The 9,103-nt window shown below is 68.2% G+C and carries 8 protein-coding genes; 2 read left to right on the forward strand and 6 right to left on the reverse strand.

Going from position 1 to position 9,103, the window contains the following annotated elements; genetic code table 11:
• Nucleotides 1-247: 247 nt before the first annotated feature.
• Nucleotides 248-964, forward strand: a complete 717-nt coding sequence (locus IT306_14485; GenBank protein ID MCC7369633.1) for an HAD family hydrolase — start codon at nt 248-250, stop codon at nt 962-964.
• Nucleotides 965-1,052: 88 nt separating this feature from the next.
• On the opposite strand, the gene IT306_14490 is transcribed toward IT306_14485, so the two are convergent.
• The 6 genes from IT306_14490 to IT306_14515 all read right to left on the reverse strand — a co-directional run bounded on the left by IT306_14490 (nt 1,053) and on the right by IT306_14515 (nt 7,575).
• A complete protein-coding gene (locus IT306_14490) occupies nt 1,053-1,673 on the reverse strand; it encodes a pyridoxamine 5'-phosphate oxidase family protein (GenBank protein MCC7369634.1) in 621 nt (206 codons plus the stop codon).
• Nucleotides 1,674-1,760: 87 nt separating this feature from the next.
• Nucleotides 1,761-2,453, reverse strand: coding sequence for a uridine kinase (locus IT306_14495; GenBank protein ID MCC7369635.1), 693 nt, complete (start codon nt 2,451-2,453; stop codon nt 1,761-1,763).
• Between the two features lie 269 nt (nt 2,454-2,722).
• The gene (gene sthA, locus IT306_14500; GenBank protein MCC7369636.1) at nt 2,723-4,129 is read right to left on the reverse strand and encodes a Si-specific NAD(P)(+) transhydrogenase; all 1,407 of its coding nucleotides are present in this window, start codon (nt 4,127-4,129) and stop codon (nt 2,723-2,725) included.
• A 241-nt stretch (nt 4,130-4,370) separates the two neighbouring features.
• Nucleotides 4,371-5,828, reverse strand: a complete 1,458-nt coding sequence (locus IT306_14505; GenBank protein ID MCC7369637.1) for a beta-lactamase family protein — start codon at nt 5,826-5,828, stop codon at nt 4,371-4,373.
• Between the two features lie 591 nt (nt 5,829-6,419).
• Complete coding sequence (locus IT306_14510) at nt 6,420-7,136, reverse strand: thioredoxin domain-containing protein (protein ID MCC7369638.1); 717 nt, start codon at nt 7,134-7,136, stop codon at nt 6,420-6,422.
• Nucleotides 7,137-7,140: 4 nt separating this feature from the next.
• Nucleotides 7,141-7,575 carry a disulfide bond formation protein B gene (locus IT306_14515; protein MCC7369639.1) on the reverse strand — a complete coding sequence of 145 codons (435 nt, stop codon included), beginning with the start codon at nt 7,573-7,575 and terminating at the stop codon, nt 7,141-7,143.
• 261 nt (nt 7,576-7,836) lie between these two features.
• On the opposite strand from IT306_14515, the gene IT306_14520 reads away from it, so the two are divergent.
• Entirely contained in the window at nt 7,837-8,907 is a 1,071-nt protein-coding gene (locus IT306_14520) for a lactonase family protein (protein MCC7369640.1), read from the forward strand.
• Nucleotides 8,908-9,103 lie beyond the last annotated feature (196 nt).

The following is a 9,103-nucleotide window of genomic DNA, read 5'->3' on the forward strand; positions in this document are numbered from 1 at the left end:
GACTGAAGTCCCCGCCTACAGTCACACCGTCGCTGCGCGACGGTCGTCGGGAACGGCCGGCACTGGTGCGACTGGAGCGTCGCGCAGCGACTGCAGGATCGTAGGCGGGGCTTTCAAGCCCCGACGCCGCCGCACGACGACATCAACATGCGATCGCCCTGCGCTCTGGGCGCCCGTCGTGCGGTGGCAACCGTGTTCCGGGTATATCATGCTCGGTCCGTGGAGCGTTGCGAGGGAGTGCCCGACGATGGTCGATCTGCCAGTCCAGGCTGTCGATGCCGACGCCCTGATCTTCGACGTGGGCGGCGTCTTCCTGATCCCCCACCCTGAGCCGGTCGCCGAGATGCTCGATCCGCACGGCATCGTCTTTGACCGGCTGCAGATCGAGCAGGCGCATTACGCGGGTGTGGTTGCGCTGGACGGCCACCTCGGCCCGAACGACATCCCTGGCCAGTACCTCGTGTCATTCCTGGAGGCGCTTGGCGTTCATGTGGATCACCGCGAGCACGCCCATGGCCTGCTCTCGCAGTTGTGGTCGATGCCCGAGCGCGACTGGTGGAGCCACCATGTACCCGGCTCGCGGGACGGCCTGCGGGCGCTCCACGAGGCCGGCCACACCCTGGCGGTCATCAGCAACGCCAATGGCCGCGTCGAGCAGCAGCTTCGCAGCTACGGCATCTGCCAGGTCGGCGAGGGGGCTGGCACGCCCGTCCGCGCGGTGATCGACTCGCATGTCTTCGGCGTCGAGAAGCCGGACCCGCGCATCTTCCATCATGTCTCGGACCTGCTGGGGCTGCCGCCTGAGCGCTGCGTCTACGTCGGCGACACCGTCCGCTACGATGTGCTGGGGGCGCGGGCGGCCGGCTTCCAGCCGTTCCACTTCGACCCATACGGCGTCTGCCGGAGCACGGATGTCCACCCGCACCTGCGCTCAGTGGCGGACCTCGGCAACCTGCTGGCCTGAGTCACCCTCCGCCAGCGGGGCGGGGCTTGATGGCACATTGTGCGGGAAGGGCTCTCACCCCCGAGCCTGCAGCACAGAGACCGTGGGACTACGGACGCCGCTTCGGCAGCGCTTCGCGTGCCCAGTCGCTGCGCTTCCACTCCGGCTCGGGCGGCGTCTCGTCGGCGTGCGGCACGTAGACCGAGCGCTCCACCAGCCGGTAGCGGTGGATGTAGCGCGGGCAGTTCGCGAAGATCTCGCGCGCCCGCACCCGCACGATCATCTCTGCGCCGGGGTACTCGGCCAGGAGCGGGTCCGCGAGGTCGATGGTGGCCTCGCCGTTGAGCCGGAGCCGTCGCCCGCTGTCGGAGCCGCCGCTGCCAGCATCGCCCCCGACATCGCCGCCAAAGTCGATAAACAGCAGCCCGACGTGCGGGTTGACCAGGGTGTTCCCCGCCGAGAGGTACATGCCGTTACCGTCGTAGCTGGGGAAGGCGATGGTCTGGTCGTCCACCACGCGCACGAAGCCAGGGTCGCCGCCCTTGTACGAGCAGTTGGGGCGGCCTTCGGCGTCGGCGGTCGCCAGGAAGAACATGTCGCGCGACTCGATGAAGGCGCGGTCGTCGTCGCGGATGCGGACGCTGCGCTCGGCGGCCCGCTCCGCGAGCTTGTCGGCCAGCCGCTCGCTGTCGAAATGGGCCTGCAACTCGCGGTTCCCCTGGTGGAACATCCCGCTCATGAGCCCGCCCTCCATCTTCTCGCCCTGGCTCCCCGGGGCCGACACTGTACCACCGCGGAGTGTCGCCTATGTCACAGATCAGGGCTGCCCGACGCGGAGCAGCCTCGGCGACTCGAAGTTGCAGTTGTCGACAACTGCGTGAGCGTGCCGGGACGGCGCGGCCAGTCGCTCATACAGTTCGTGCCCCGGTTGTCGAAAGCCACGGTAGCGCCGCTCCGCGGCCTCGCGGGAGCCGTACCATAGACCATCGCGCCGACAGGCCCGCTCCACCAGCATCTCGATATCGACTTGGAGCCAGATCACGTAGTCCCAGTGGCTTGCGAGCAGGGGGTGAAGCAGCGGGGTGCCGTCAACAATGGCCACTGCATTGTCTGCGATGTCATGCCAGACCGCTGGTGTTTCTTGATCGTTCCAGGTGGTGCGTAAATCTGTTCGGCAGCGACGGTCGCCGCCCGGCCCAAGCGGCTCCAGCACCCAGGCGCGGAAAATGTCGTAGTCGTACCCCTCGTCCCAGTACAGCCGCGGTGTCCACTCACCGATATGGGAGCGGTCACGATAGCCCTTGCAGTGGAAATCATCGATGTGGACACGCATGATCGAGCGTCCACGCGCCCCGACTTCCGCTGCAAGCTCGTCCGCAATGGATGTCTTGCCCGAGCAAGACCAGCCGTCAACTGCCACGCGGACCGGATGTCCGCGCTCGATTGACAACACAGCGTCGGCGAGCGCGTTGATGACCGTCTGGCGGCGGCTACCGGCTTGCTCGGCCATGCGCCGATTCTCCCAGTTGAGTCAGTCGGAGCTTTCACCCTTTCGGAAGAACTCTCTCCAGACTCGAAGGCACGGATGCCCTCCTCCAGCCGCGGCTCTTGCAAGCCGCGCTGCAGGGCACGCGCCAGCCAGCCTGACCGGTTGTTGCGTGAAGCTGCCGGAGTCCTTCGGCCTCGTCGTCGGACAGGTGAACGGATCGTGTGGGCATCGAGCCTCCAGCCGGTGCAGGAACGGGCCGCTTGCTTGAGTATACGCGCCGCCGTTCGCGCTCAGGCTGTCAACCGGTTGATCCCGTTGAAGCCTGCCGTCTTGTAGCACTCGGCCAGCGTCGGGTAGTTGAACACGGCGTCCACGAAGTAGTCCACCGTCCCGCCGAACGCCATCACCGCCTGCCCGATGTGGATCAGCTCGCTGGCGCCCTCGCCGATGATGTGCACTCCGAGCACCTTGCGCGTATCCACGTGGAAGATGATCTTCAGCAGGCCGCTCTGGTCCCCCAGGATCTGCCCTCGTGCGATCTCCCGGTAGTGGGCCGTCCCGATCTCGTAGGGCACGCCTTCGTCGGTCAGAGCCTCCTCGGTCTGGCCCACCATCGAGATCTCGGGGATGGTGTAGATCCCGTACGGGAACAGCGTTGAGGACGCCTGCGCCTGGACGCCGGCCGCGTGGCAGGCCGCCAGCCGCCCCTGCTCCATCGAGGTCGAGGCGAGGCTCGGGAAGCCGATCAGGTCGCCCACGGCGTAGATGTGCGGAGCGGCCGTCTGGAACTTCTCGTTGACGCGCAGCCGGCCCCGGCTGTCCGCCGTCAGCCCGGCCGCTTCGAGGTTGAGCGTGTCCGTCGCGCCGCGCCGCCCGATGCTGTACAACGCCTGCTCGGTCAGGATCTGCTTGCCACTCGCCAGCGAGATCCGCACGCGGTCGCCGTGCTCGGTGGTGACCGGCTCGATGCTGCTCACCTCCTCGCCCAGGCGGATGGTCACCCGGTTCTCGCGCAGGCGGTAGGTGAGCGCATCGGTGATCTCGCGATCCACGAACGGCAGCAGCCGCTCGCGTTTGTCGACCAGGGTGACCCGCACGCCGAGCGTGGCGAAGATGCAGGCGAACTCGCAGCCGATGACGCCCGCCCCGACGACGGTCAGGGTGCGCGGCAGATGATCCAGGTTCAGGACGTCGTCGCTGGTGAAGATGCGCTGCCCGTCGAACGGGATATGCTCGTCGAGGGCGGCGTGCGTGCCGGCCGCCAGGATGATGGACTGCGCGCTGACGTCACGGTGGCTGCGCCCGTCCAGCGAGACCAGCCGGACCGTGTGCGGATCGATGAACGCGGCCTCGGCCACCAGCACCTCGATGCCGTTCCGCATCAACTGGTGCCGCATGACCTCGATCTCGTTGTTGACGACGTGGCCGGTCCGGAACATCAGGTCAGCAATGGTGATGTTCTGCTTGACGGTGTACGACGCGCCGTAGAGGTTGCGGTAGCGATAGCCCGAGAGGTGGAGCACCGCCTCGCGCATGGTCTTGCTGGGGATGGTGCCGCTGTTGACGCAGACGCCGCCGACGACGGCCTTCTTCTCGACGATGGCGACGCGCTTGTGGAGCTTGGCGCTCTGAATGGCGGCTCGCTGACCAGATGGCCCCGAGCCGATGACGAGGACGTCGTAGTCGTACTGCGGCATATGTGCACCCTCATCCTGTCGCCGTTGCACTCGGGCTTCCCTGCCCAGGCGGCTACCGTGGCGTTCGCGTACGCCGTTCATCCGCCCGACGCAACAGAGATAACGGTGGAGGGTGACGCGTGCGGCCAGGAGACGCATCGCACGAGGCCACCGGCAGCCCGTACCGCAGGCAGGCGCCCTACGGGCCCACGGCCCACGGCCCACGGCCCACGGCCCACGGCCCACGGCCCACGGCCCACGACTATGCTCCACCGCCTACTGCCGAAGGGTGCGTCCGCAGGCCGCTGCACAGCGCCCAGACTTCAGGGCGGCCGTCCGCCGAGGGCCGCTCCAGGAAGCAGACCGGCTCGCCCGTCGCCTCGATCACGAACGCCGTGTCCGCGTAGGGTCGCGCCCGCTGGAGTTCGTCGGCCAGGGCCACGTAGAGCGCGCCGTCGCGCGCCGCCACTCGCACCCGCGTGCCCGGCTGCCCCAGGTAGACCCCCACGAACCGCGAGAGCTGCTTGCGGTCCACCGCGTGCTCGGGGAACACAGCCCAGGGCATCGACGGCTGCTCCCCGAGGTAGGCGTTGACCACGCCCGAGGCGAGCTGCGTGGCCGGTGCGTTCGCCAGGTTGGTCAGAGCCACGGCCGTCACCTGGTGCTCGGGCAGCACCACCACCTGCGTCGCGACGCCCTTGTTGCCGCCGCTGTGCCCGACCGTCGGCCCGAGGCCGGGCACGTCCGCCACCCGCAGCCCGTAGCCGTAGGCCCCACCCAGGGGGATCGGCATGTGCGGCGTCGTCATCGCCTGGACGCCGGCCGCCGAGAGCACGCGGACGGTCCCGCTCTCGCCACCCGTTCGGTAGACCTCCAGGTAGCGGAGCAGATCGAGCACGGTCGACTTCAGCCCGCCGTTCCCGTACATGGTGCCCTGGTCCCACCAGGCCGGCGAGCCGAAGATCTCGCGCCGGCCGTCACGCACGCCCACGGCGAACGGGACAACCTCCGGCTCCCGCGGCGGCGTCTCACGGGTGTACAGCCCCGTGCGGGCCAGCTCCAGCGGCCCGAGGATGTGCTCCTGGAGGTACTCCGGGAAGGTCTGGCCGCTGGCCCGCTCCACGATGGCCGCCAGCAGCACATACCCCTCGTTCGAGTAGCTGATGACGCTCCCGGGCGGCCCCAGCACCCGGAACGACTGCCGCGCCATCAGCGCCATCAGCCCCTCGTAGGTCTGGACCCGCTCCCAGGTCGCGATGTCGGCCGGGATGCCCATCGGGCGGGGCGAGAAGCGCTCGAAGTCCGGATCAGCGGCGATGCTCCCAGCGCGGGCGTGCAAGAGCGCTGGCTCGGGCGGGAGGCCGCTGGAATGGGTCAGGAAGTGGTGTATGGTGATGGCTGGTGTGAACTGCGCGTCGTCGGGGTGGGGCAGGCGGAACTCCGGGAGCCACCGGGTGACAGGGTCGTGCACCGAGAGCGTGCCGCGCTCGGCCAGCTGCATGATGCCCAGGGCCGGGAACGACTTGGTGACCGAGCCCAGGCCGAAGCGCGTGTCAGGCGTGACGGGCAGCTTGCGGGCTGCGTCCCGGTGCCCGAATCCTCGGGCGTAGACGACCTTCCCCTGGTGCGCCAGGGCAACCGCCGCCCCCGGAATGCCGCTCTGGCCGATGATCTCAGCCGCGTACTGCTCGAAGCGCCGTTCCCAGCCTCGTTCCGCCACCAGCTGCCCCCTTGCAACGGACGTGCGTCACTGCCCGTTCTGTCTGCTCATTGTCAACGTGTGAGGATGCGCGCGGGATCGGTCGGGCGGCTACTCGCCTGTGAACTGTGGCTGCCGCTTCTCCTTGAGGGCTGCCACGCCCTCTGCGTCGTCTGCCAGACCGTACGCCTGCGAGAGCGCCGACCCCTGCTGCCAGTATGCGCGAGCGGCCAGCCCTGGCAGACCGTGTGCTTGGTAAGTGCGATAGCGGCGCTCGGTCCGTTCGCCAGCCAGCCGGCCGCGGCACTCCGCGTGACAGCCCAGGCCCTGCACCGCTCCAAGAGTGCCCTCGGGGCCTTCCTCCGCCGCAAGGCGGCCCACCTCGGCATGCCCCAGGCGATCACCGCCACCACCCCGTCATCCCGACCGCGGCGAGGAACGAGCGGAGTGGAGAGGGATCTTCAGCTGCTGTGACGCGGAGGACGATCCCTCGACTTCACTCGCAAGCTCGTTCCGCTCGGGATGACGAGGGGAGGTCGTTCCGCTCGGGATGACAAAGGGAGGCCGTTCCTCGCCGCGGTCGGGATGACAATCTCCTGTGCACGGGGCGGCTCAGCGCAGCGCCGCCTCGATCTTGCTCTTCATCTGGTCGTAGGGCATGACGTTGCCGGCCTGGACGCCGTTGATGAAGAACGTCGGCGTCCCGCGCACGCCGGCCGCCATGGCGTCCGCCCGGTCCCGACCGATCTTCTCGTCGATGGTCGGGTCACCCAGGTCGCGGCGGAACTGCTCGACGTCCAGCCCCAACCGGCGGGCAAAGTCGACGAACACCTCGGTTTGCGGCTCGTTCTTCTCGCCCCAGACCCGCTGCTGCTCGAACAACATCGCGTACATCGCCTCGTACTTGCCCTGGCGGCCGGCCGCCTCGGCGGCCTTGAACGCCAGCACGGAGTTCTTGTGCAGCGGGAAGTAGCGGATCACCGTCGTGACGCGGTCGCCGTACTCCTTGCGGATGCGCTCGAACGTCGGGTGCATCGCCGCGCACGCTTCGCACTCGTAGTCGAGGAACTCGACAATCGTCACCTTGGCGTCTGGCGGCCCGAAGCGGATGCTGTCGTCACGCACCAGGACGCCGGCACCCTGGGATTTTGTGGCGGATGCCGACGAGCCGGATGACCCGCTGAACAGGAGAAACAGCCCGGCGACGACGGCCAGCGCGACGCCGATGACGATCAGCGTGATCGCTTCCGTGCTCAGGCCGCGCTGCTTGCGCTTCTGCGCCCGCGCCGACCGACGGCTGGTACCAGCATCCTTCCGTGCGACACTCATAGGTCTACGTCCCTGCTGCCATGCGGCGGTGAATCGCCATGCAGATCGCGATCACGGTGAACGCCGTCATCGACATCAGTGGAATGGTGATGAACCCGAACCACTCGATCTGGATCGTCGTGCATGGGATGCCAACGGTACACGGCTGAATTTCCTCGGGAATGATTCGGAAGTACAACAGATTGTGATAGACCGAGATCACGAGGCCGAGAACTGCTATCGGAAGAACGTACTGATGGACACCGGCGTCCCGGCGCAGAATGCCGACGGCGATCACCAGGACGAGCGGATACATCAGAATCCGCTGATACCAGCACAGGGTACACGGCGGAAACTTCATCACTTCGCTGAAGTAGAGGCTGCCGAACGTGGCGATGCAGGCCTGAGCCCAGGCGAGATACAGAATGTTCCTGCCGAGCAGCGCCCTCGCATCCTGCATCGTCTGACCGTCCGCATCCTGTCCGAGCGTGCGCCGCTGCATCCCCTCGGCCGGCCATCGTCGAGACGGCCTGACGCATGCGCTGCTGACGCTGACACATTGTACGCCCGAACCCCCGACGCGCGTGTCAGGTTTCGTCGGACAGGCGTGTCAGGGAGGTTCCCCCACCGCGCCCCGGCGGGGGCGTGTTCGGCTACGCTTACCCCTGCCGGCGTCCGACCATCGTGGCGCGGACCCGGGCGGCAACAGAGGGGGAGCATCGTGGCGACCTACGCCTATGTCGGCTGCTACACCACGCCAGACCGCGACGGTCAGGGCAACGGCATCAACGTCTACGAGATGGACCAGCGGACGGGCAGGTGGACCCACCTCCAACTGCTCGACGGCATCGGGAACCCGTCCTGGCTCTCGCTCGGGCCAGACGGCGACACGCTCTACAGCGTGCACGGCGGCAACGATTTCAGCGAGGTCAGCGCCTACGCCATCGACCGCGCGACGGGCCGGATCTCGCCGCTCGGGGCGCAGTCCTGCGGCGGCCCGAATCCCGTCGCCATCTCGGTCTCGCCGCTGGTCACCTACGCGGTAGTGGCCGTCTACAACGCGGGGAAGGTCGCCGCGCTGCCGGTCAACCCGGACGGCTCGCTCGGCCCGATGTCCGATCTGGTCACGCTGGTCGGCCAGCCCGGCCCCCACCCGACCGAGCAGAACGTCTCGCACCCGCACCACATCCCGATCGCGCCAGACGGCAAGTTCTTCGTCGTGCCGGACAAGGGGTACGACCGCACCTACGTCTTCAGCGTGGACGCGGACGGCAAGATCGCGCCGAGCGCGCAGGGGTCCGTGCAGGCCCGCCCGGGCGCGGCCCCCCGCCACTTCGCGTTCCATCCGACGCGCCCGCTGGCCTACCAGTGCAACGAGATCGACTCGACGGTGACGACCTTCGCCTACGACGCGGCGACCGGCCAGCTTGACGAGCTGGAGGTCCAGACGACGCTGCCCGCCGGCTTCGAGGGCCGCAACTCGACGGCCGAGATCATGGTGGCTCGGTCCGGGCGGTTCGTCTACGTCTCCAATCGCGGGCACAACAGCATCGCGATCTTCGCGGTGGACGCCGCGACGGGAAAGCTGACGCCCATCGGCTGGGAGCCGACCCAGGGCGCGCAGCCTCGCTTCTTCAGCTTCGACCCGACCGGCACGTTCCTCTACGCCGCCAACCAGGCGTCGCACACGGTGGTGACGTTCCGCGTCGATACGGAGCGCGGCACGCTCACGCCCACGGGGCAGACGCTGGAGATCGGCAGCCCGGTGACCATCGCCTTCCGGCAGACCTGACGGAGTCCGCCCCTGCATCATGGGCCGCCAGATGCGAGGCGGCGGCCTCAAGAGAGCAACCGTGCGTCGCAGGGCGATTGCATGTTGATGTCGTCGTGCCGCCGCGTCGGGGCTTGAAAGCCCCGCCTACGATCCTGCAGTCGCTGCGCGACGCTCCAGTCGCACCAGTGCCTGCCGTTCCCGACGGCCGTCGCGC

Source organism: Chloroflexota bacterium (assembly GCA_020850535.1).
Classification (GTDB): domain Bacteria; phylum Chloroflexota; class UBA6077; order UBA6077; family JACCZL01; genus JADZEM01.